Origin of the sequence: Sphaerotilus microaerophilus (assembly GCF_023734135.1) — a bacterium.
In the GTDB taxonomy this organism is placed as follows: Bacteria; Pseudomonadota; Gammaproteobacteria; order Burkholderiales; family Burkholderiaceae_C; genus Sphaerotilus; species Sphaerotilus microaerophilus.
Genome location: NZ_AP025730.1, coordinates 5,787,353 through 5,808,353, shown reverse-complemented (window position 1 = coordinate 5,808,353; position 21,001 = coordinate 5,787,353). Strand labels below are relative to the sequence as shown.

The following is a 21,001-nucleotide window of genomic DNA, read 5'->3' as shown; positions in this document are numbered from 1 at the left end:
CTGCTAAATTGCCGGTCGGCCCAGCGCCGGTCCTGCCGGCAAGCAAAACGCCAATTCTTCAACCGAATTCCCACTCTCGTTAGGAGCCTCTGATGGCCAAGACCGTCGCCGACGTGATGACGATGGTGAAGGAAAACGAAGTCAAGTTCATCGACTTCCGTTTCACCGACACCCGCGGCAAGGAGCAACACGTCTCCGTGCCGATTTCCCACTTCGATGAAGACAAGTTCTCGTCGGGCCACGCCTTCGACGGCTCCTCCATCGCCGGCTGGAAGGGGATTGAAGCCTCCGACATGCTGCTGATGCCGGATCCGAACACGGCCAACATCGATCCGTTCTTCGAAGAGCCGACGCTGATCCTGACCTGCGACGTGATCGACCCCGCCGACGGCAAGGCCTATGAGCGCGACCCGCGCTCGCTGGCCAAGCGCGCCGAGGCCTACATGCGTTCGACCGGCCTGGGCGACACCGCCTTCTTCGGCCCGGAACCCGAATTCTTCGTGTTCGACAGCGTGCGCTGGAGCGCCGACATGTCCGGCTGCTTCGTCTCGGTCGAGTCCGAGGAAGCCGCCTGGAACACCGGCAAGGACTACGAGCACGGCAACAAGGGCTTCCGCCCGACCGTCAAGGGCGGCTACTTCCCCGTGCCCCCGGTCGACAGCGGCCAGGACATGCGCTCGGAGATGTGCCTGATCCTGGAAAGCCTGGGCATCCCGGTCGAAGTGCACCACCATGAAGTGGCGAACGCCGGCCAGATGGAAATCGGCACCCGCTTCAGCACGCTGATCGAGCGCGCCGACTGGGTCCAGCTGCAGAAGTACGTCATCCACAACGTGGCGGGCGCCTACGGCAAGACGGCCACCTTCATGCCCAAGCCCATCGTCGGCGACAACGGCAGCGGCATGCACGTGCACCAGTCGGTCTGGAAGGACGGCAAGAACCTGTTCGCAGGGGACGGCTACGCCGGCCTGAGCGACTTCGCGCTGTACTACATCGGCGGCATCATCAAGCACGCCCGTGCGCTGAACGCGATCACCAACCCCGGCACCAACAGCTACAAGCGCCTGGTCCCGGGCTACGAAGCCCCGGTGAAGCTGGCCTACTCGGCCAAGAACCGCTCGGCCTCGATCCGCATTCCGTACGTCGCGAACCCGAAGGGCCGTCGCGTGGAAGCCCGCTTCCCGGATCCCCTGATGAACCCGTACCTGGGTTTCGCCGCGCTGCTGATGGCCGGCCTGGACGGCGTCGAGAACAAGATCCACCCGGGCGAAGCCGCCACGAAGGATCTGTACCACCTGCCGCCGGAAGAAGACGCGCTGATCCCGACCGTGTGCTCGAGCCTGGAACAGGCCCTCGAGAACCTGGACAAGGACCGCGGCTTCCTGACCAAGGGCGGCGTGTTCACCGATGCCTACATCGACGCCTACATCGACCTGAAGATGCAGGAAGTCCAGCGCATGCGCATGACGACCCACCCGATCGAGTTCGACATGTACTACGCACTGTGAGGTGTGCCGGTGGCGGGCCTGGGCCTGCCACCCTCGCACCATCCAGAAAAAAGGACGGCCTGCGGGCCGTCTTTTGCATGGTGCCGGGCCGCTTGCCAGGCTTGGCGGTCCGGCTTGTCTACCGTTCGGGGCCTTTGCGCGATACTGGTTCATGCTCATTCGAAATGCGACGCCGCTGCTGGCGGGCCTGATGTTGCTGTCTGCTGCGGGGCAGGCGGTGGCCCAGGGCCGCGAGGTCTACCGCTGCCCCGGCAACCTCTACACCGACCAGATCAGTCCCAAGGAGGCCATGGAGCGTGGCTGCAAGACCCTCTCCGGCGCGCCGGTGACGGTGGTGCAGTCGCCACCGCGGCGTGCGCCGACGGCTGCCGGTGGCGTGGCATCGGCAGCGCCCGGGCGGCCCGAGAACCGCATCGATCCGGCCGAGCAGCGCGCCCGCGACAGCGACGCGCGCCGCATCCTGGAAGCCGAGCTGCGCAAAGAAGAAGAGCGCCTGGCGCAGCTGCACAAGGACCTCGTCCAGGGCGAGGCGGAGCGCCGGGGCGACGAGCGCAACTTCGCGCGCTACCAGGAGCGTGTGGCCGAGCTCAAGGCCGCCGTGGCGCGCAAGGAGGCCGATGTGGCGGCGATCCGGCGCGAGCTGGCCAAGCTGCCTGCCCCATGAGCGGCTTGCGGCCGGCCAGTGCGGGTCGTGGCGAGAGCGGGCGCTACGAGGCCTTCGATCACCTGGCGACGATGGTGGCCGTGCTGCGTGCCGCGGATGGCTGCTGCCTGTTCGTGAATGCCGCCTTCGAGGCGGCGCTGGGCCTGCCCCGCCGCGCCCTGCTGCGGCGCGGCCGGCTGTTCGACTGGTTCGTCGATGCCTCCGCGCTGGTGACCAACTACCAGGCCGTGGTGGCCAACCAGTACAGCACCGTGCGGCTGGAGGCCCTGCTGCGCCGGCCCACCGCGCCACATGCCGAGCCGCTGCCGGTGCACGTCATCGTCACGCAGGTCGACCACGGCGAGACCATCCTGCTGGAGCTGGTCGAGATCGAGCAGCAGGCCCGCCAGGACCGCGAGACCCGCACGCTCGACCAGGTGCGTGTGACCAAGGAGCTGATCCGCAACCTGGCGCACGAGATCAAGAACCCGCTGGGGGGCATCCGCGGCGCGGCCCAGCTGCTGGAAATGGACTTGGCCGACGCCACGCTCACCGAGTACACGCAGGTCATCATCCACGAGGCGGATCGCCTGCAGGCACTGGTGGACCGGCTGCTGGCGCCGCACCGGCGCCCGCACATGGTGGCCGACGTCAACATCCACGAGGTGCTGGAGCGGGTGCGCTCGCTGGTGCTGGCCGAGTTCTCCAGGGGCCTGACGATCGTGCGCGACTACGACGCCTCGTTGCCCGAGTTCCGTGGCGACCGTGAGCAGCTCATCCAGGCGGTGCTCAACATCACCCACAACGCGGCGCTGGCGCTGGCCGAGCGGCGCCAGGCAGGCGATGCGCGCATCGTGCTGCGCACCCGGGCGGCACGGCAGGTCACCATCGGCCGGCAGCGCTACCGGCTGGCACTGGAATTGCATATCGAGGACAACGGACCCGGCGTGCCGCCCGAGATCCGTGATCGCATCTTCTTCCCCCTGGTGTCCGGGCGGGAGGGGGGCTCGGGCCTTGGGCTGACGCTGGCGCAGGACTTCATCCAGCAGCATCAGGGCCTGATCGAGTGCGAGAGCGAACCCGGGCGCACGCTGTTCAAGATACAGATCCCGCTGCCGTAGCCGAGCTGCTCCAGGCCTGGCGCCGTGCAGCGATCCCTTCTGCACACCACGGGCGAAGCATGAAACCCATCTGGGTCGTCGACGACGACCAATCCATCCGATTCGTGCTCGAAAAGGCGCTTGGCCGCGAAGGCCTGCCGGTGCGCAGCTTCACCAACCCGCGTGACGTGCTGGCGGCGCTCGACGATGACGTGCCGCAGGTGCTGGTGAGCGACATCCGCATGCCGGGGGGCTCCGGCATCGACCTGCTGAGCAAGGTCAAGGAGCGTCACCCAGGATTGCCGGTCATCATCATGACCGCCTACTCTGACCTCGACAGCGCCGTGTCGGCCTTCCAGGGCGGTGCCTTCGAGTACCTGCCCAAGCCCTTCGACCTGCCCAAGGCGGTGGAGTTGATCCGCCGCGCGGTCGAGGAGAGCCTGCGAGAGGAGAGCGTGGACGAGCAGGCCACCGAGGTGCCGGAGATGCTGGGCCAGGCGCCGGCCATGCAGGACGTGTTCCGTGCCATCGGCCGGCTCAGCCAGAGCAACGTCACGGTGCTGATCACCGGCGAGTCCGGCTCCGGCAAGGAGCTGGTGGCGCGTGCGCTGCACCGCCACAGCCCGCGCGGCGACCTGGGCAACAAGGGGCCCTTCGTCGCCATCAACACCGCGGCGATCCCGAAGGACCTGCTGGAGAGCGAACTGTTCGGCCACGAGCGCGGCGCCTTCACCGGCGCGCAGGCCACGCGGCGCGGGCGCTTCGAGCAGGCCGAGGGCGGCACGCTCTTCCTCGACGAGATTGGCGACATGCCCTTCGACCTGCAGACGCGCCTGCTGCGCGTGCTCAGCGACGGGCAGTTCTATCGCGTGGGCGGCCACCAGCCGCTGAAGGCCAACGTGCGCGTGATCGCCGCGACGCACCAGAACCTGGAGGATCGGGTGCGCGACGGGGTGTTCCGCGAGGACCTCTTCCACCGCCTGAACGTGATCCGCCTGCGCCTGCCGCCGCTGCGCGAGCGGCGCGAGGACATCCCGGGACTGGCGCGCCACTTCCTGCAGCGCAGCGCCAAGGAGCTGGGCGGCGAGCCCAAGCGCATCTCCGAGGCCGCCCTGCAGCAGATCGTGCAGTTCGACTTCCCCGGCAACGTGCGCCAGCTGGAGAACCTCTGCCACTGGCTGACGGTGATGGCGCCAGCCCAGGTGATCGACCGCAAGGACCTGCCGCCGGACGTCCTGGGCTCCGGCACGCCCCTGCCCCCACCGGCCGCGGCGCCCGGGGTGCCTGCACCTGCCGCACCGGCCGGGGGTGTTGTCGACGGCCGTGTCCATGCCAATGCCAATGGCCATGCGGATGCCGCGCCCGCAGACCTGCAGGCCCTGGCTGGCGGCACCTGGCTGCCGGACCTGGAGCGTGAGGCGCGCAGCCTGCTGGAGCAGAACCAGCCGGATGTGTGGGAGCACCTGACGCGCCAGTTCGAGGCCCGGCTGATCCTCACGGCGCTGGCGCTCACCAAGGGCCGTCGCATCGAGGCAGCCCACAAGCTGGGCATCGGCCGCAACACCATCACGCGCAAGATCCAGGAACTCGGGCTGGATTGAGCGCCAGGGCGATGGAGGCCGGGGTATGTCTGGGCCCCGGTGTGAGTTGGCGCAGATCCTGCGTGCAACAGCGCCCATCGGCGGGGCGAGCCTTGACATGCCTCAACCGTCGGGCCGGCGACTTGGGAGACAGTGCAGCAGCACTTTTGCTGACCTGCCCTACTTTCCTGCGCTGCCGTGGAGACCTTGGATGTCATGGCTGCAGGCACCGCTTCCCGTGCCTGCACACCGCCCCGCCCGCGCCGTCGTCTGGCGGCGGCACCGCCATCCCCTGCCGATCCGGCGCCGTGGCAGCAGGTGCTGGGCGGGCCTGCGCTGAGCGCCTCCGAGTTCTCCCTGCTGGTGCGGCTGGCCGAACGGCACAGCATCGCTGCTGGCGACGCTGTGCTCGACTGCCATGTGCCGGCACGCTCGCTGGTGCTGCTGATGTCGGGCGACGTGGTGCTGGGCTCGCGCGCGGCCGATGGCGGCCTGCGCACCGAGCGCAGCGTCACCGGGCCGGCCTGGCTGGACGTGACCGCTGCCTGGCTGGACCAGCCCTACGCGATGGAGGCCCAGGCCCTGTCCGACGTGGTGATTGCCGAGCTGCCGATGGAGCGGCTGCGACCCCACCTCGCCACCCACCCCGCGCTGGCGCTGCGCCTGTGTGCCAACCTGGCCCAGCGGGTGCATGAACTGACCATCGCCTCGCGCAACCTGCTGCACAACGACGCGCCGGCCCGCTTCGCCCAGTGGCTGCTGCAGCGCTGCCCGGTGACCAGCGGATCGCACGACCTGCGCCTGCAGGAGCGCAAACGCGACATCGCGCAGCAGCTGGCGATGACGCCGGAGACGCTGTCGCGGCTGATGCGCAGCTTCGAATCGCGCGGTGTGATCGACGTGCAGGGCTACCGGCTGCACATCCATGACGTGCAGGCGCTGCGGCGCCTGGTCGGGCTGGATGGATTGGACGCCGCCGCGGCCTGAGCTGGGCGGGCGAGGCCCGTGCCGGTGAAATTCACGGTGTGCGGGCCAGGCCTTGGGGCGCCAGGGGTGCACGTTTAGCACTCATTGGTGTCGAGTGCTAAACTGAGCGGAACCAAAGGAGATCCACGTTGTCTATGGACATCATGAATCTGTCGCGTTCCACCGCTGTTGCCATCCGTGACCCCTGGGCCCTGGTGCCCTCGCTGGGGAATCTTGATGCCTACATCGCCTCGGTCAACCGCATCCCGCTGTTGACGGCCGAGGAGGAGGGCAAGCTGGCCCGCCGCCTGCGCGAGCATCAGGACGTCGAAGCCGCCGGTCGGCTGGTGCTCTCGCACCTGCGTCTGGTCGTGTCGGTCGCGCGCCAGTACCTGGGCTACGGCCTGCCGCAGGGCGACCTGATCCAGGAAGGCAACGTCGGCCTGATGAAGGCCGTCAAGCGCTTCGACCCGGAGCAGGGCGTGCGTCTGGTCAGCTATGCGCTGCACTGGATCAAGGCCGAGATCCACGAGTACATCCTGAAGAACTGGCGCATGGTCAAGGTGGCCACCACCAAGGCCCAGCGCAAGCTGTTCTTCAACCTGCGCTCGATGAAGCGCCAGCTCAAGGGCGAGGCGGCTGACGCTGACACCCACCGCACCAGCCTGACCGAGGCCGAGATCGACACCGTCGCGCGTGAGCTGAACGTCAAGCGCGAAGAGGTCATCGAGATGGAAGCCCGCTTCGCTGGTTGCGACGTGGCCCTTGAACCCGGTTCCGACGAGGATGACGAGTCCTTCGCGCCGATCGCCTACCTGGCCGACGACCGCCAGGAGCCGACCCGCGCGCTCGAAGCCCGCGCCCGCGACGAACTGGCCGGCCCGGGGCTGCTGCGTGCGCTGGACGTGCTGGATGCGCGCAGCCGCCGGATCGTCGAGGAGCGCTGGCTGAAGGTGAACGACGACGGCTCCGGTGGCATGACGCTGCACGAGCTGGCGGCCGAGTACGGCGTCAGTGCCGAGCGCATCCGCCAGATCGAGGTCGCGGCGATGAAGAAGATGAAGAAGGCGCTGGTCGAGACGGCCTGATTCGCTTCAGGCGCCCGCTCCCACCTCGAAAACGCCGGCTCCGTGCCGGCGTTGCCGTTTCTCGGGCAGGCGGGTTCAGCGCTGCAGCGCGATCCTGGCCGCTTCGAAGGCGCGCCAGAAGCGCGGATCCTGCGAGGTGGCGAAGTTGATGCGCATGAAGGGGCTGGGCCGCCGCACGGCCAGGAAGAGCGAGCCCGGTGCCAGCAGCCAGCCCTCATCGAGCAGCAGTTCGGCCAGGCGGTCGGTGTCCAGCCCGGTGTCGATCCAGCCAAACAGCCCCCGCGGGGGCGTCACCGGCCGGCAGCCGGCCTGCTCGGCCAGGCGCATCGTGCCGCTGCGGGCGGTGTCGAGCCGATCCTGCACGCGCTCGGCGTGGCGGCGCAGCAGGCCCTGCTCCAGGCACCAGGCCACCGCCTGCTCGGTCAGCGCCGGGGTGGTCAGGCTGCTGATCATCTTGGTGTCGATCAGCCGGTCCACCCAGGCCTCGGGTGCGGCCAGGTAGCCCACGCGCCAGTTGGGTGCCAGGATCTTCGAGAAGCCGCTGACGTAGATCGTGCGGCGCAGACCGTCGAGCGCAGCCAGCCGTGGGGCGTGGTTGGGGGCGAACCAGGCGTAGGTGTCGTCCTCGACGATGGCGAAGTCGTGCGCCTCGGCCAGCCGCAGCACCTGGTGGGCGGCCGCCAGCGGCAGGCTGCAGCCGGTCGGGTTGTGCAGCACCGACACCGTCACGTAGAGCTTGGGGCGGTGCAGCGCGGCGAGCTGCGCCATCGCGGCCAGGTCCGGGCCGAGCGGCCCGCGCGGCACCGGCAACAGCCGCATGCCCAGCGCGCTGAGCCGGGCAAACTCCACCGCCCAGCCCGGCTCATCGATCAGCACCGCATCGCCCGGCTGCAGCCAGGCGCGGGCGATGATGTCCAGCGCGTGGGTGGCGCCCGTGGTCGTGACGATCTGCCGCGGCGCGGCGTCGATGCCGAGGTCGGCCAGGCGCTGCGAGAGCTGCTGGCGCAGGTCGGGGTCGCCCGCCGGCTCGCCGTAGCGCAGGCCGACGTCGGCCTGGCTGCAGGCCCGGCGCAGGGCACGCTGCAGCAGCGTGGCATCCAGCCAGTCCGGCGGCAGCAGGCCGCTGCCGGGCCCGGGGCGATCGCTGGCGGTGGCGAACATGCCGCGGATCAGCGCGGTGGCGTCCACGGGCGGGCTGCGCTGGGCCAGCGCCCGCGGGGCCGAGCCCTCCTCGGTGCGGCGTGGCGCGCGCACGAAGAAGCCGCGCTGGCTGCGCGCCTCCACCAGGCCGCGCGCCTGCAACTGGTCGTAGGCGGCCACCACGGTGCTGGGGCTGACGCCGTGCTGGCGCGCGCACTCCCGCACCGACGGCAGGCGGCTGCCCGGAGCGGCCAGGCCCTGCTGGATGCGCAGGGCGTAGCGCTCGGCCAGCTGGTTCGATCGCCCGGCGCCAGCGCCGACGCGCAGCCGGCTGCCCTGTGGCAGTCCGGGGTCGTTGAACGGCGTGGCCAGCGGATCGAGGAAGGGGTCGGCAGGCGTGTTCATGGGCACTGTGACGATGAATCTCTCCATACAGTGGCCCGATGTATCTCGTCATCTGTGCTGCAACTGTATGGTTATGAGAGTCTAGACTGCCCACATGATGTCGCTGGCTTTTTTCTCCACGGGTCTGCGCGGAGCGTGCTGTTGATGGGCCACGCTGCGGATCGCCGCGCGCGGCAGGGGCTCTGGCTCGGCGTGGCCGGGGTGCTGATGTTCGCGCTGACGCTGCCGCTGACCCGCCTGGCAGGCGGCACCGTCGAGGCACCGCAGCTGCCGCCGGCCTGGGTGGCGCTGGCGCGCGCCGCCGTGGCGGGGCTGCTGTCGCTGGGCTACCTCGTGGCGGTGCGGGCGCCCTGGCCGCAGCGGCGGCAATGGCCCCTGCTCGCGATTGGCGGGGCCGGCGTGGTGTTCGGCTTTCCGGTCTGCCTGGGCTGGGCGGTGCGCGAGGTCGAGGCGGTGCATGCCGCGGTCATCACCGGGCTGCTGCCGCTGTCCACCGCGGTGGTCGGTGCGCTCTGGCTGCGCCAGCGGCCCTCGGCCGGCTTCTGGGCCTGTGCGGGCCTGGGCTGTGCGCTGGTGCTGGGCTTTGCCGCGCTGCAGGGCGGCGGACGCCTGTCGGCGGGGGATGGCTGGCTGCTGCTGGCGGTGCTGAGCGCGTCCACCGGCTACGTGGCCGGCGCCCGGCTGGCGGCCCAGGGCATGCCGCCCGAGCAGGTGATCTGCTGGATGCTGCTCCTGTGCCTGCCGATCAACCTGCCGGCTGCGCTGGCCGGCCTGCACATCCACGCCGATCAGCTGGCGCAGGCGCGGCCGGCGGCCTGGGCCGCCTTCGCCTACCTGGCGCTGGTCTCGATGTGGCTGGGCTTCTTTGCCTGGTACCGTGGGCTGGCCTGGGGCGGCGCCCTGCGCGTCAGCCAGGTGCAGTTGATCCAGCCCTTCGTGTCCATGCTGGCCGCGGTGCCGCTGCTCGGCGAGACCCTGGAGCCGGTCACGCTGGCCTTCGTTGCCGCGGTGATCGCCACGGTGCTGCTGGGCCGACGTATGGCAGTGGGCGTACCGCAGCGCTGAGCGGCCTGCCGGCCGCTGGTCCTTCTCGCCGTTCCTGTCCCTGATCTTCCCCATTCCTGTTCGATACCGGAGGCATCCAATGACCCTCTCTCCCTGGCGGCCCGCGCGGCGGGCCGAGCGCATGAACCCCTCGGTGATCCGCGAGATCCTCAAGGTCACCGAGCGGCCGGGCATCCTGTCGATGGCGGGTGGCCTGCCGTCGCCGCTGAGCTTCCCGGTCGAGGCGATGCGCGAGGCCAGCGAGCGCGTGCTGCGCGACCACCCTCAGGCAGCCCTGCAATACGCCGCGAGCGAGGGCTACGCACCGCTGCGCGAGTGGGTGGCCGAGCACCTGCGCGGCCAGGGCATCGAGGCTGGGCCGGACCAGGTGCTGATCACCACCGGCTCGCAGCAGGGGCTGGACCTGATCGCCAAGGTGCTGGTCGATGCCGGTGTGCCGGTGGCGGTGGAGACGCCCACCTACCTGGGCGCGCTGCAGGCCTTCAGCCCCTGTGAGCCGGCCTTTGTCAGCGTGGCCGGGGACGCCGACGGGCCGCGCGCCGAGGCGCTGGAGGCGCTGCGCCACGACGCGCCGGGCTGCCGCTTCTTCTATGTGCTGCCCAATTTCCAGAACCCGACCGGGCGGATGATCTCCGAGGCGCGCCGTGCCGCCCTCGTCGCGGCCGCCCAGCGCGCCGGTGTGCCGCTGGTCGAGGACAATCCCTATGGCGACCTCTGGTACGACGCGCCGCCGCCCGCCTCGCTGACCTCGCGCTGGCCCGAGGGCAGCCTCTACCTCGGCTCCTTCTCCAAGGTGCTGGCGCCCGGGCTGCGCCTGGGCTACCTGGTGGCACCGCGGGCGCTCTACCCCAAGCTGCTGCAGGCCAAGCAGGCGGCCGACCTGCATACCAGCGGCTTCAACCAGCGCCTGGTGGCCGAGGTGCTGCGCGACGGCTTCCTCGACCGCCACACGCCGACCATCCGCGCGCGTTACCGCCTGCAGCGCGATGCGATGCAAGCCGCGCTGCAGCGCAGCCTGCCGCCGGGCAGCGAATGGGATGAGCCGCGGGGCGGCATGTTCTTCTGGGTGCGCCTGCCCGAGGGCTGTGACGCCGCCGAGCTGCTCGACACCGCGGTGACCCAGGGCATCGCCTACGTGCCGGGGGCGGCCTTCTACGCCCACGCGCCGGACCGGCGCACGCTGCGCCTGTCCTTCGTGACGCTGAGCGCGCAGGAGATCGACGACGGCGTCGCGGTGCTGGGCCGGGTGGCGCGTGAGCACCTGGATCAACTCGGGGAGCCGACGCCATGACCCCTCCTTGCAACACAGGGCGGGAGCGCCGCTTCGCCCAGGTCGATGTCTTCACCGCGCAGGCGCTGGGCGGCAACCCGCTGGCGGTGGTGGTGGACGCCGAAGGGCTCGACGACGCGACGATGGTCGCCTTCGCGCGCTGGACGCAGCTGTCGGAGACCACCTTCCTGCTGCCACCCACCGACCCGGCGGCGGACTACCGCGTGCGCATCTTCACGCCGGGCGGCGAACTGCCCTTTGCCGGTCACCCGACGCTGGGCAGCTGCCGGGTCTGGCTCGACCACGGCGGGCAGCCGCGCCGGGCCGACGAGGTGGTGCAGCAGTGTGGCGTCGGGCTGGTGCGGCTGCGGCGCGAAGCCGATTCGGGCCGGCTGGCCTTCCAGGCGCCAGCACTGCGCCGCCGTGACGTGGACGCCGGCCTGCTGGCCGCGGTGCGCGCGGCGCTGGGCCTGGCGGCTGACGAGGTGCTGGCCGCGCAGTGGCTGGACAACGGGCCGGACTGGCTGACGCTGCGCCTGCCCAGCGCCGATCGCGTGCTGGCGGTGCAGCCGGATCAGGCGGCGCTGAAGTCGCTCGCCAAGGTCGGGCTGGTGGGGGCCTATCCAGCGGGTGGTGAGGTCGATGTCGAGTTGCGTGCCTTTGCTGCGCCGCTGGGCGTGGCGGAAGACCCCGTCACCGGCAGCCTGAATGCCAGCGTGGCGCAGTGGCTGATGGCCGAGGGGGTGTTGCCCGAGCGCTACGTGGCCAGCCAGGGCCGGGCGCTCGGGCGCGCCGGGCGGATCTACCTGCAGCGCGATGACGAGGGGCTTTGGGTCGGTGGCGACGTCGCAGCCTGCATCGCCGGAACCGTGCGGCTCTGAATCCGGCAGGCCGCCGCGCGCGGTGACGCGTGGTTGCACCGGGTCCGGCCGGACGCGTTAGAGTGCGGCGTCGCTGCCGCCACATCCGTCCCGCCGATGATCCGACTGCCGCTTCGTTCTTGTGCCTTGGTTCTGTTTGCTTGCCGCCATGTCGCCTGATGCCCGACGACCCCTCGGCGACGGGGTGCAACTGATCGTGCCGGCCACGGCGCACGAGTTGGCGCAGTGCCGTGAGATCTTCCGCGACTACGCCGCGAGCCTGCAGGTCGACCTGTGCTTCCAGGGCTTCGAGGCCGAGCTGGCCAACCTCCCGGGCGACTATGCCGCCGAAGCCGGTGGGCGCGTCTACCTGGCGCTGGTCGATGGCGACGTGGCCGGCTGTGGCGCCGTGAGGCGGATCACCGACGTGGACCACGTCAATGCCTGCGAGATGAAGCGCCTGTTCGTGCGCAACGCGTATCGGCGCTATGGACTGGGGCGCACGCTGGCGGTGGCGCTGATCGACGCGGCACGGGAGATCGGCTATTCCAACCTCCTGCTCGACACGCTCGACGACATGGAGGCGGCGCGCGAGCTCTACGCCCGCCTGGGCTTCGTCGAGGTGCCGCCGTACTACTTCAATCCGATCCCGGGAGCGCACTACCTCTGCGTCAACCTCGACGGCAGCGGCTCGCGGTACTGAACGGCCTCTGGGTACTGGGTTACAGGCGGGTACGTCGCTAGCATCGCTGCGTTGCACCTTGCCGCGCTGTGCGCCTGCCTGCCATGTCTGATGCCGTCCCGATCCGTGCCGTGAGCGAGCCATGCCTGCTGGGGGAGTCGCCGATGTGGCATCCCGGCGAGAATGTGTTGTATTGGTGCGACATTCCGGGCTGCGCCCTGCACCGGCTGGATCCCCGCAGCGGTGCCTCCCGCCGCTGGGATCTGCCCTGCGAGGCATCCAGCTGCGCGCCGATGCTCGACGGCGGGCTGCTGCTGGCGATGCGCGACGGGCTGTGGCGCTTCGACCCGCAGCGTGGCCAACGAAGCCGGCTCGCAGGCGAGCCCTACGACCCCGCCAAGGAGCGCTTCAACGATGGCAAGTGCGATCCCCAGGGGCGTTACTGGGTCGGCACGATCTACGAGCCGCGTGACCCCCCCCTGGCTGCGCTGTACTGCTGGGATGGCCGGGAACTGAAGCAGCGCGCCGACGGCATCACCGTGTCCAACGGACTGGCCTGGAGTCCTGATGGCGGCACGATGTATTGGGCCGACACCAAGTCGCACACCATCTGGGCCTTCGATTTCGATGGCAGCGATGGCTCGCTGTCGCGCCGCAGGGTGCTGCGCGAATTCCCACGGCGCGATCCGGCTCAACCGCTGGCCGCCTACGGAGGGCGGCCCGACGGTGCGGCGGTTGACGCCCAGGGCTGCTACTGGGTGGCGATGTACGAGGGGCAGCGGCTGTTGCGCCTGTCGCCGCAGGGTGAGTTGCTGGCGGCGGTCGAGCTGCCCGTGCGCTGTCCCACCATGCCCTGCTTCGGTGGCCCTGACCTGCGCACGCTGTATGTCACCACTGCGCGCGAGGGTCGGTCAGCCGAAGAATTGGCCGCCCAGCCGCTGGCGGGCGCCGTGCTGTCCATGCCTGTCGAGGTTCCGGGCCTGCCTGCCAGTTACCTGCGACCCTGAATGCGGGCATCGCTTTCTTGGTGTCCGGGGCACGCTGCCTGTCGCGCCGATAGGACGAACGAAGCGCCTACCAAAGGTCTTCGGGGTGCGCAAGGCTTCACAAGCTATGCGGGTTCCCACGTATAATCTCTAGGTTTTGCCGAAACCTAACCCGACGTCCGCAGCAGTGCACGAACCCGCTCCGAAGCAATCTGCCCAGGGTGCGTGGCGTGTGTGGGATGACGATGAAGATGAGCGCTCGGCGGCAAAGTTCAAGAGCTTGAGTCGAGAAGAGGCTCAGGCACTGCGTGAACGTGAGCCGTCGATTTCGCCCTGGCGTGTCGTTGTCGTGCAGGCGTTGGTGGGGGTGATGCTGGCTGTGCTGGCCTGGTGGCTGGCGGGTCGGGTGGTGGCGCTGTCGGCCCTTTACGGGTCGTTTTGCGTGGTGCTGCCGGGTGCCTTGATGGCGCGCGGGCTCACCAGCCAGTTTTCCCGGTTGAACGCCGGTGTCGCCGCTGTCAGCTTCATGATGTGGGAGTTTGGCAAGATCGGTGTCTCGGTGTTCCTGCTGGTGCTGGCGCCGAAGATCGTGCACGGTGTGAATTGGCTGGCCCTGCTGTTGGCCCTGATCGTGTGCATCAAGATTTACTGGGTCGCGCTCCTGTGGCGCGGGTCGAAGAAGCGTTGATCAAGAACTGAACCAAGATGGCAGCCGAAGCACACGCCGCAGCAGCACACGGTCCGACGGCCGGTGAATACATCGTTCACCACCTGACCCACCTGCGCAACAAGGAACTGCACGGACCCTTCGACCTCACGGTCGTGAGCTGGGATTCGATGATTTTCGCGATCCTCCTGGGCGTGGTGGGTTGCTTCCTGTTCTGGCGTGCGGCCCGCTCGGCGACGTCCGGTGTCCCGGGGCGCTTCCAGGCGGCCGTCGAGATCCTGGTCGAGATGGTCGAAAACGAGGCCAAGGGCATCATCCACAACGCCCAGAGCCGCAAGCTGGTGGCTCCCCTGGCCCTGACCGTGTTCGTCTGGATCTTCCTGATGAACGCCATGGATCTGTTGCCAGTGGACCTGCTGCCCTTCCTGTGGGAAAAGATCTACGGTGCGGCCGGTGGTGATCCGCATCACGCCTATCTTCGCGTGGTGCCGACTGCCGACCTGTCCGTCACGATGGGCCTGTCGCTGTCCGTGCTGATCATCTGCCTGATCTACAACGTCAAGATCAAGGGACTGGGTGGCTGGGTGCACGAGTTGTTCGCTGCGCCGTTCGGCGATCACTGGGCGCTGTACCCCTTCAACTTCCTGATGCAGGTCATCGAGTTCGTGGCCAAGACCGTGTCGCATGGCATGCGGTTGTTCGGCAACATGTATGCCGGTGAACTGATCTTCCTGCTGATTGCCTTGATGGGTGGCGCCTTCTCCCTCTCGGCTACTGGCATCGGTCTCGCGATTGGTCACATCATCGCGGGTTCGGCCTGGGCGATCTTCCACATCCTGATCATCACCCTGCAGGCCTTCGTGTTCATGATGCTCACGCTCGTGTACATCGGTCAGGCGCACGACGCCCACTGACCAAGCGGACCTGAGGTGGCCGGATTGATCTGGCCTCCCTGTTTCGTTCCACCCGCTGACGCGGGAATCCTCAACCCTGTCTCTTCACTTCGCTTTCTCTAGGAGTCAACATGGAAGTCATCAGCTTTGTCGCTCTCGCCGCTGGCCTGATCATCGGTCTGGGTGCCGTCGGCGCCTGCGTCGGCATCGGCATCATGGGCAGCAAGTATCTCGAGTCCGCTGCTCGCCAACCCGAGCTGATGGGCGAGCTGCAGACCAAGATGTTCCTGCTGGCTGGTCTGATCGACGCCGCTTTCATTATCGGTACCGGTATCGCCCTGTGGTTCGCGACCGCCAACCCGTTCCTGGGTCAGCTCGCCGCCATCGCTGCGAAGTAATCGGGTGAGGTCCTCCGCGCCGGCCGGGCTTTCTACGGGCCCGGCGGGTCGTTTTCCTCATCAACACCGAGGCTGACAAGTGAGCATCACCGGTACCCTCATCGTCCAGATGATCGTGTTCCTGATCCTGGTCTGGTTCACGATGAAATTTGTCTGGCCCCCGATCACGGCTGCGCTCGATGAGCGTGCCCGCAAGATCGCCGACGGCCTGGCCGCCGCCGACAAGGCCAAGACCGAGCTGGCCAGCGCCAACAAGCGCATCGAGGTCGAGCTGTCCCAGGCCCGCGCCGAGACGACCCAGCGCATCGCCGACGCCGACAAGCGCGCCCAGGCGATCGTTGAAGAAGCCAAGAAGCGCGCCGAGGAAGAAGGCGTCAAGATCGTCGCCGCTGCGAAGGCCGATGCCGCGCAGCAGTCCGTGCAAGCACGCGAAGCCCTGCGCGAGCAGGTGGCAGCGCTGGCCGTCCGGGGCGCCGAACAGATCCTGCAGCGCGAAGTCAATGCGGCCGCGCACGCCGATCTGCTGAATCGCCTGAAGACGGAGCTCTGATCATGGCCGAGCTCGCAACCATTGCGCGGCCCTACGCCGAGGCTCTGTACCAGGTCGCCCAGAAGGCCGACGTGGCCTCCTGGGGTCGGCAGATCCAGGCCCTGGCTGAAGTCGCTTCCAACGCCGACCTGCGCCAGTTCGCCGACAGCCCCAAGATTTCGGCGACCCAGGTTTACGACGTCATCGCTTCTGCGGTGAAGATGCCTCTCGATGCCGGCGTGCAGAACTTCCTGCGCACCGTGATCGAGAACGGGCGTCTGGCGGCCCTGCCTGCGGTTGCCGAGCAGTTCCAGGCCCTGGCCAATGCGGCCAGTGGTGTGTCCGACGCGACCATCTACAGCGCCTTCGCGATCGAGCCGACCCAGTTGGCCGACGTGGTGGTCAGCCTGGAGCGCCGTTTCGGCCGCAAGCTGACGGCGCAGGTCGTGCTGGAGCCTGAACTCATTGGCGGCATCCGGGTGGTCGTCGGCGACGAGGTGCTCGATACCTCCGTGCGCGCCCGCCTGGAGCGCATGAAGGTCGCGTTGAGCGCCTGATACGTCCGGACCCACCGAAGCACCGAATCATCCCCGCGTCATGTGCCGGCCCGACCAGGCGGCTTGACCAGACTGGGAGCAAGCTATGCAACTGAATCCCGCAGAAATTTCCGAACTGATCAAGAGCCGCATCGAGGGCCTTGGCGCATCGACGGACATCCGCAACCAGGGCACCGTCGTGTCCGTGACCGACGGCATCGTGCGCGTCCACGGCATCTCCGACGTGATGCAGGGCGAAATGCTGGAATTCCCCGGCAACACCTTCGGCCTGGCCCTGAACCTCGAGCGCGACTCCGTCGGCGCCGTGATCCTGGGCGAGTACGAGCACATCTCGGAAGGCGACACCGTCAAGTGCACGGGCCGCATTCTGGAAGTGCCCGTCGGTCCCGAGTTGATCGGCCGCGTGGTGAACTCGCTGGGTCAGCCGATCGACGGCAAGGGCCCGATCAACGCCAAGATGACGGACGTGATCGAGAAGGTCGCCCCGGGCGTGATCGCGCGTCAGTCGGTGGACCAGCCGGTCCAGACCGGCCTGAAGTGCATCGACTCCATGGTGCCCGTCGGCCGTGGCCAGCGCGAGCTGATCATCGGTGACCGCCAGACTGGTAAGACGGCTGTTGCCATCGACGCCATCATCAACCAGAAGGGTCAGAACATGACCTGCGTCTACGTTGCGATCGGCCAGAAGGCTTCGTCGATCAAGAACGTGGTGCGCGCGCTGGAACAGCACGGTGCGATGGAGTACACCATCGTCGTCGCCGCGTCGGCCTCCGAGTCGGCCGCGATGCAGTACATCTCGGCCTACACCGGCTGCACGATGGGCGAGTACTTCCGCGACCGCGGTCAAGATGCGCTGATCATCTATGACGACCTGTCCAAGCAGGCCGTTGCCTACCGTCAGGTGTCGCTGCTGCTGCGCCGCCCGCCGGGCCGCGAAGCCTTCCCTGGCGACGTGTTCTATCTCCACAGCCGCCTGCTGGAGCGTGCCGCTCGCGTGAACGCCGACTATGTCGAAGCCTTCACCAAGGGCGAAGTCAAGGGCAAGACCGGTTCGTTGACCGCGCTGCCCGTGATCGAGACCCAGGCTGGCGACGTGTCCGCCTTCGTGCCGACCAACGTGATCTCGATCACCGACGGTCAGATCTTCCTGGAAACCAACCTGTTCAACGCCGGCATCCGCCCCGCCATCAACGCGGGTATCTCGGTGTCTCGCGTGGGTGGTGCAGCGCAGACGAAGCTGGTCAAGAGCCTGTCCGGCGGTATCCGTACCGACCTGGCGCAATACCGTGAACTGGCGGCCTTCGCGCAGTTCGCTTCGGATCTGGACGCTTCGACCAAGAAGCAGCTCGACCGCGGTGCCCGCGTGACCGAACTGCTCAAGCAGGCCCAGTACCAGCCGTTGTCGATCAGTCTGCAGGCGGCCTCGCTGGTGGCGGTGAACAAGGGTTTCCTGGACGACGTGGACGTCAAGAAGGTGCTCGCCTTCGAAGCCGGCCTGCACCAGTTCCTCAAGACCAGCCACGGCGCGCTGCTCAAGAAGCTCGAAGACAACAAGGCGATGGACAAGGACGCGGAGGCCGAGCTGCTCGGCGCCATCGCTGCGTTCAAGAAGTCCTTCGCCTGATCCCGAGCTAAAGGAGCAAGGTCATGGCGGCCGGCAAGGAAATACGCGGCAAGATCAAGAGCTTCGAGAACACGAAGAAGATCACCAAGGCCATGGAAATGGTGGCCGCGTCCAAGATGCGCAAGGCCCAGGAACGCATGCGTGCGGCCCGGCCTTACGCTGACAAGATCCGCAACATCACGGCCAACCTGTCCCGGGCGACGCCCGAGTACAAGCACCCCTTCGTGGTGAAGAACAGCGGCAGCGGTGCGGTGGGCATGATCATCGTCACGACCGACAAGGGTCTGTGCGGTGGTCTGAACACCAACGTGCTGCGTGCAGTCACCAACAAGATGCGCGAACTCGACGCTGCCGGCACCAAGGTGCGGGCGGTGGCGATCGGCAACAAGGGCTTCAACTTCCTGAATCGCATCGGCGCGACGGTCGCGGCACACGCCACCCAGTTGGGTGACGTGCCGCACCTCGACAAGCTGATCGGCCCGGTGAAGGTGCTGCTCGACCAATATGCCGAGGGCAAGCTCGACGCGGTGTACCTGTGCTACACCAAGTTCATCAACACCATGAAGCAGGAGCCGCTGGTCGAACAGCTGCTGCCCTTGTCGGTGGAGCGTCTGGCCCAGACCGAGGCTGAGAAGTCGGCCTACGGTTGGGACTACCTCTACGAGCCCGATGCGCAATCGGTCATCGACAACCTGATGGTGCGCTACACCGAGGCGCTGGTGTTCCAGGCGGTGGCCGAGAACATGGCGTCCGAGCAGTCTGCGCGGATGGTGGCGATGAAGGCGGCGACCGACAACGCCGGCAACCTGATCAACGAGTTCAAGCTGGTCTACAACAAGACCCGCCAGGCCGGGATCACGAAGGAACTGTCGGAAATCGTCAGCGGCGCCGCGGCGCTGGGTGGTTGACCAGCCCGCGCCTCATCAAGACGCGACGGACGCAACGTATCAAGTTTGAAGGAACGAAAAATGGCGAACACTCAAGCGGTCGGCAAGATCGTTCAGTGCATCGGCGCTGTGGTGGACGTGGAATTCCCGCGTGACCAGATGCCCAAGATCTATGACGCGCTGAAGCTCGAAGGCACCGCACTGACGCTCGAAGTCCAGCAGCAGCTGGGTGACGGTGTGGTGCGCACCATTGCGCTGGGCTCGTCCGACGGCCTGCGCCGCGGCATCGAAGTGAAGAACACCGGTGCCGGCATCACCGTGCCGGTCGGCCCCGCCACGCTGGGTCGCATCATGGACGTGCTGGGCAACCCGATCGACGAGCGCGGTCCGGTGTCGATGGACCTGTCGGCCCCGATCCACCGCAAGGCCCCGGCCTACGATGAGTTGAGCCCGTCGCAGGAGCTGCTCGAAACCGGCATCAAGGTGATCGACCTGATCTGCCCGTTCGCCAAGGGCGGCAAAGTGGGTCTGTTCGGTGGTGCCGGCGTGGGCAAGACCGTGAACATGATGGAGCTCATCAACAACATCGCCAAGGCGCACTCGGGTCTGTCCGTGTTTGCCGGCGTGGGTGAGCGTACCCGCGAGGGCAACGACTTCTATCACGAGATGGCCGATTCGGGCGTCGTGAACCTGGAAGATCTATCCAAGTCCAAGGTGTCCATGGTCTACGGCCAGATGAACGAGCCCCCGGGCAACCGTCTGCGCGTGGCCCTGACCGGCCTGACCATCGCCGAGTCGTTCCGCGACGAAGGCCGCGACGTGCTGTTCTTTGTGGACAACATCTACCGCTACACCCTGGCCGGTACCGAAGTGTCCGCGCTGCTGGGCCGCATGCCCTCCGCCGTGGGTTACCAGCCGACGCTGGCCGAGGAAATGGGCCGTCTGCAGGAGCGGATCACGTCCACGAAGGTCGGTTCGATCACCTCCATCCAGGCCGTGTACGTGCCTGCGGATGACTTGACCGACCCGTCGCCCGCCACCACCTTCGCCCACTTGGACGCCACCGTGGTGCTGTCGCGTGACATCGCCTCGCTGGGTATCTACCCCGCCGTGGACCCGCTGGACTCGACCTCCCGCCAGGTCGACCCGAACGTCGTGGGCGAGGAGCACTACACCACGACCCGTGCGGTGCAGGGCATCCTGCAGCGTTACAAGGAACTGCGCGACATCATCGCGATCCTGGGCATGGACGAACTGGCGCCGGAAGACAAGCTGGCCGTGGCCCGTGCCCGCAAGATCCAGCGTTTCCTGTCGCAGCCCTTCCACGTTGCGGAAGTGTTCACCGGTTCGCCCGGCAAGTACGTTCCGCTGAAGGAAACCATCCGCGGCTTCAAGATGATCGTGGCCGGCGAGTGCGATCACCTGCCGGAGCAGGCCTTCTACATGGTCGGCACGATCGACGAAGCCTTCGAGAAGGCCAAGAAGATTCAATAACCGGCGCATACGGGCCGATGGCGTCGTTGCACTCCTCGCCGTACAGAAGTACGGCTGCGGGGTGCGCCTAGCCCTCGACCCGTCTGCTTGGTTCTTGAACCTCCTTGCACACGCCTAAGGAAAGCAGATGGCAACCATTCATGTCGACGTGGTCTCCGCGGAAGAGTCGATCTTCTCCGGCGAGGCCAAGTTCGTCGCGCTGCCGGGCGAGGCGGGTGAGCTGGGCATCCTGCCCAAGCACACCCCGCTGATCACCCGCATCAAGCCGGGCGCCGTGCGCATCGAGCGTGCCGACACCGGTGAAGAAGAGTTCGTCTTCGTTGCCGGGGGCATCCTCGAAGTGCAGCCCGACTGCGTGACCGTGCTGGCCGATACCGCGATCCGCGGGCATGACCTCGACGAAGCCAAGGCCCACGAGGCCAAGCGGCTCGCCGAAGAAGCGATGAAGAACGCCAAGAGCGACATCGACTTCGCCCGTGCCCAGAGCGAGTTCGCCGTGATGGCGGCGCAGATCGCAGCGATCACCAAGCTGCGCAAGAAGTGAAGTGACGCTGCTCGACCCTGCCTGCTGGCGGGGTGGAGTGGATTGATCACGACGACAGGGCCCGCCGCGTGCGGGCCCTGTGCATTTCCCTTGTACGTTCCGGTGGCGCGGTGCT

General features: G+C 67.8%; 21 protein-coding genes. 20 read left to right on the top strand and 1 reads right to left on the bottom strand.

All coding sequences use genetic code 11. The annotated features are described in order from the left end of the window. The first annotated feature begins 92 nt into the window (after window positions 1–92). The 6 genes from glnA (at window position 93) to rpoH (ending at window position 6,885) form a co-directional block, all read left to right on the top strand. On the top strand, window positions 93–1,508 hold the full coding sequence (glnA, locus tag NGK70_RS25190) for a type I glutamate--ammonia ligase (RefSeq protein ID WP_251971172.1): 1,416 nt from the start codon (window positions 93–95) through the stop codon (window positions 1,506–1,508). Between the two features lie 151 nt (window positions 1,509–1,659). Then, complete coding sequence (locus NGK70_RS25185; RefSeq protein WP_251971171.1) at window positions 1,660–2,172, top strand: hypothetical protein; 513 nt, start codon at window positions 1,660–1,662, stop codon at window positions 2,170–2,172. A gap of 71 nt (window positions 2,173–2,243) precedes the next feature. After that, entirely contained in the window at window positions 2,244–3,272 is a 1,029-nt protein-coding gene (glnL, locus tag NGK70_RS25180) for a nitrogen regulation protein NR(II) (RefSeq protein WP_251973896.1), read from the top strand. A 59-nt stretch (window positions 3,273–3,331) separates the two neighbouring features. Further along, a complete protein-coding gene (gene ntrC, locus NGK70_RS25175) occupies window positions 3,332–4,852 on the top strand; it encodes a nitrogen regulation protein NR(I) (protein ID WP_251971170.1) in 1,521 nt (506 codons plus the stop codon). Window positions 4,853–5,047: 195 nt separating this feature from the next. Next, on the top strand, window positions 5,048–5,818 hold the full coding sequence (locus NGK70_RS25170) for a Crp/Fnr family transcriptional regulator (RefSeq protein WP_251971169.1): 771 nt from the start codon (window positions 5,048–5,050) through the stop codon (window positions 5,816–5,818). A gap of 134 nt (window positions 5,819–5,952) precedes the next feature. After that, the gene (gene rpoH, locus NGK70_RS25165; protein ID WP_251971168.1) at window positions 5,953–6,885 is read left to right on the top strand and encodes an RNA polymerase sigma factor RpoH; all 933 of its coding nucleotides are present in this window, start codon (window positions 5,953–5,955) and stop codon (window positions 6,883–6,885) included. 75 nt (window positions 6,886–6,960) lie between these two features. Here rpoH and NGK70_RS25160 read toward each other — a convergent pair whose 3' ends face one another. Then, entirely contained in the window at window positions 6,961–8,430 is a 1,470-nt protein-coding gene (locus NGK70_RS25160) for an aminotransferase-like domain-containing protein (RefSeq protein ID WP_251971167.1), read from the bottom strand. A 144-nt stretch (window positions 8,431–8,574) separates the two neighbouring features. Here NGK70_RS25160 and NGK70_RS25155 point away from each other — a divergent pair, with 144 nt between their 5' ends. The 14 genes from NGK70_RS25155 (at window position 8,575) to NGK70_RS25090 (ending at window position 20,886) form a co-directional block, all read left to right on the top strand. Beyond that, complete coding sequence (locus NGK70_RS25155; RefSeq protein WP_251971166.1) at window positions 8,575–9,495, top strand: DMT family transporter; 921 nt, start codon at window positions 8,575–8,577, stop codon at window positions 9,493–9,495. Between the two features lie 79 nt (window positions 9,496–9,574). Beyond that, entirely contained in the window at window positions 9,575–10,786 is a 1,212-nt protein-coding gene (locus tag NGK70_RS25150) for an aminotransferase-like domain-containing protein (RefSeq protein ID WP_251971165.1), read from the top strand. Continuing rightward, window positions 10,783–11,646 (top strand): PhzF family phenazine biosynthesis protein, encoded by an 864-nt coding sequence (locus tag NGK70_RS25145; protein ID WP_251971164.1) that lies wholly within the window; start codon window positions 10,783–10,785, stop codon window positions 11,644–11,646. Before NGK70_RS25150 ends, NGK70_RS25145 begins: the two co-directional genes overlap by 4 nt. 148 nt (window positions 11,647–11,794) lie before the next feature. After that, window positions 11,795–12,328 carry a GNAT family N-acetyltransferase gene (locus tag NGK70_RS25140; RefSeq protein WP_251971163.1) on the top strand — a complete coding sequence of 178 codons (534 nt, stop codon included), beginning with the start codon at window positions 11,795–11,797 and terminating at the stop codon, window positions 12,326–12,328. Between the two features lie 83 nt (window positions 12,329–12,411). Then, entirely contained in the window at window positions 12,412–13,314 is a 903-nt protein-coding gene (locus tag NGK70_RS25135; RefSeq protein ID WP_251971162.1) for an SMP-30/gluconolactonase/LRE family protein, read from the top strand. Between the two features lie 211 nt (window positions 13,315–13,525). Beyond that, window positions 13,526–13,981 carry an ATP synthase subunit I gene (locus NGK70_RS25130; RefSeq protein WP_251971161.1) on the top strand — a complete coding sequence of 152 codons (456 nt, stop codon included), beginning with the start codon at window positions 13,526–13,528 and terminating at the stop codon, window positions 13,979–13,981. Window positions 13,982–13,998: 17 nt separating this feature from the next. Beyond that, window positions 13,999–14,874 (top strand): F0F1 ATP synthase subunit A, encoded by an 876-nt coding sequence (gene atpB / locus NGK70_RS25125; RefSeq protein WP_251971160.1) that lies wholly within the window; start codon window positions 13,999–14,001, stop codon window positions 14,872–14,874. A gap of 110 nt (window positions 14,875–14,984) precedes the next feature. Beyond that, on the top strand, window positions 14,985–15,251 hold the full coding sequence (atpE, locus tag NGK70_RS25120; protein ID WP_251971159.1) for a F0F1 ATP synthase subunit C: 267 nt from the start codon (window positions 14,985–14,987) through the stop codon (window positions 15,249–15,251). A gap of 79 nt (window positions 15,252–15,330) precedes the next feature. After that, complete coding sequence (locus NGK70_RS25115; RefSeq protein WP_251971158.1) at window positions 15,331–15,801, top strand: F0F1 ATP synthase subunit B; 471 nt, start codon at window positions 15,331–15,333, stop codon at window positions 15,799–15,801. Between the two features lie 2 nt (window positions 15,802–15,803). Continuing rightward, complete coding sequence (locus tag NGK70_RS25110; protein WP_251971157.1) at window positions 15,804–16,337, top strand: F0F1 ATP synthase subunit delta; 534 nt, start codon at window positions 15,804–15,806, stop codon at window positions 16,335–16,337. An 85-nt stretch (window positions 16,338–16,422) separates the two neighbouring features. After that, window positions 16,423–17,961 (top strand): F0F1 ATP synthase subunit alpha, encoded by a 1,539-nt coding sequence (gene atpA / locus NGK70_RS25105; RefSeq protein WP_251971156.1) that lies wholly within the window; start codon window positions 16,423–16,425, stop codon window positions 17,959–17,961. 23 nt (window positions 17,962–17,984) lie between these two features. After that, window positions 17,985–18,869, top strand: a complete 885-nt coding sequence (gene atpG / locus NGK70_RS25100; RefSeq protein WP_251971155.1) for a F0F1 ATP synthase subunit gamma — start codon at window positions 17,985–17,987, stop codon at window positions 18,867–18,869. Window positions 18,870–18,929: 60 nt separating this feature from the next. Beyond that, the gene (gene atpD / locus NGK70_RS25095; RefSeq protein ID WP_251971154.1) at window positions 18,930–20,342 is read left to right on the top strand and encodes a F0F1 ATP synthase subunit beta; all 1,413 of its coding nucleotides are present in this window, start codon (window positions 18,930–18,932) and stop codon (window positions 20,340–20,342) included. 127 nt (window positions 20,343–20,469) lie between these two features. Then, window positions 20,470–20,886, top strand: a complete 417-nt coding sequence (locus tag NGK70_RS25090) for a F0F1 ATP synthase subunit epsilon (RefSeq protein ID WP_251971153.1) — start codon at window positions 20,470–20,472, stop codon at window positions 20,884–20,886. Window positions 20,887–21,001: the final 115 nt, after the last annotated feature.